Origin of the sequence: Zavarzinella formosa DSM 19928 (assembly GCF_000255705.1) — a bacterium.
GTDB classification, from domain to species: Bacteria; Planctomycetota; Planctomycetia; order Gemmatales; family Gemmataceae; genus Zavarzinella; species Zavarzinella formosa.
The window spans coordinates 389,835-390,071 of sequence record NZ_JH636446.1 but is presented as its reverse complement, the minus strand read 5'-3'; the positions used below and the strand labels follow the sequence as shown (position 1 = coordinate 390,071).

Annotated in this window: 1 protein-coding gene; it reads right to left on the bottom strand. The window is 62.0% G+C overall.

Going from position 1 to position 237, the window contains the following annotated elements:
- Positions 1-237, bottom strand: a 237-nt coding sequence (locus BGIM_RS65160) for a hypothetical protein (RefSeq protein ID WP_029631327.1), incomplete at both ends; no start/stop codon positions are given.

Sequence of the window (237 nt, the reverse complement as noted above, 5' to 3'; positions counted from 1 at the left end):
GGTGAGCTGGACGTTGGTGATGACGGAATAAGTTTTGGTGATGGGCAACCGGGTCCCGAGGGCCGAGACGGCCACGTCGTCGAGCGTCTCCTCCACATCGGGGGCGTCGAGGGTGATGACAAACTGGCTGACACATCCTTGCGTCGGCGACTGTCCCGTGGTGAGCAGGAAGTCATAGATGGTGTTTTTGGCCTCGATCCGTCCCGGCCATGCCTGCCAGTCGGGGGTGTCCCACAC